This window comes from Psychrobacter immobilis (genome assembly GCF_904846225.1).
In the GTDB taxonomy this organism is placed as follows: domain Bacteria; phylum Pseudomonadota; class Gammaproteobacteria; order Pseudomonadales; family Moraxellaceae; genus Psychrobacter; species Psychrobacter immobilis_F.
In genome coordinates this window covers 1-920 of the sequence record NZ_CAJGZJ010000057.1, presented here as the reverse complement: position 1 = coordinate 920, position 920 = coordinate 1, and the positions used below count along the sequence as shown (strand labels likewise).

Below are 920 nucleotides of genomic sequence, written 5' to 3'. Positions count from 1 at the left end.
TATAGCCAAGCCCACTTAAAAGTGTTATAAACTAATAATCAAACCTAATTGTTGTCATAAAGACCATGACTTACTCACTAGATTTTCGTAGACAAGTTCTTAAAAGTATAGATGACGGTATGACCTTTGCCGGGGCAGCTGAGTTCTACAATCTCAGCCCAACCACCATACAAAACTGGAAGAGACGTGTTCATAGTAAAACAACAAGGCAAACTAAACCTTATAAAATACCAGATGACGTGCTACTTAATGATGTCAAAGAATATCCTGATGATTACCAGTATGAGCGAGCACGTCGTCTAAACTGTAGTAAAACAGGCATTTATCATGCCCTAAAGCGCCTTGGTATCAGTCAAAAAAAAGACCTTAGAGCATCCAAAAGCGTGTCCGATCAAAAGAGCGATATACCACAGTAAGCTTGATATCTTTAAACAACAAGGCTATCCCGTTGTTTACATGGATGAAAGCGGCTTTGAGTACGAGACTATTCGCTCTCATGGGTACACATTAATTGGTACACCTTGTATTGATAGCTACAATTGGCAAGGTAAAAAGCGAACCAACGTTATCGGTGCTCTGTATGAAAAGATGCTGTTTGCAATTGATTACTTTACGCACAACATTAACAGCAGCATATTCTACGACTGGTGCAAGTTCACACTTATTCCAAGTCTTAAAACTAAATGCGTGATTGTGATGGATAATGCTAGATTTCATAAGAGTAAGCGTATTCAAAAGCTACTTAATAGGCATGGTCATCGTATTCTATGGCTGCCACCCTACAGCCCTGATCTGAACCCTATCGAAAAGAAATGGGCTCAGGTGAAGTTTCTACGCCAAGGCTGGATGGAAAATGACTTATCCAAATTGTTTTATGATATTTGTCCTGACCATAACAGTTTTATTTTGAACTGACTATA

General features: G+C 38.8%; 2 protein-coding genes. Both read left to right on the top strand.

Going from position 1 to position 920, the window contains the following annotated elements:
- Positions 1-119 precede the first annotated feature (119 nt).
- Positions 120-416 carry an IS630 transposase-related protein gene (locus JMX48_RS14145; RefSeq protein ID WP_320158151.1) on the top strand — a complete coding sequence of 99 codons (297 nt, stop codon included), beginning with the start codon at positions 120-122 and terminating at the stop codon, positions 414-416.
- Positions 343-915 (top strand): IS630 family transposase, encoded by a 573-nt coding sequence (locus JMX48_RS13990; protein ID WP_227688053.1) that lies wholly within the window; start codon positions 343-345, stop codon positions 913-915. Before JMX48_RS14145 ends, JMX48_RS13990 begins: the two co-directional genes overlap by 74 nt.
- The last annotated feature ends 5 nt before the right edge of the window (positions 916-920 follow it).

Coding starts and splice junctions, on each gene's coding strand:
- JMX48_RS14145 (WP_320158151.1), top strand. CDS start 120: ATGACCTTTGCCGGGGCAGCTGAGTTCTACAATCTCAGCCCAACCACC.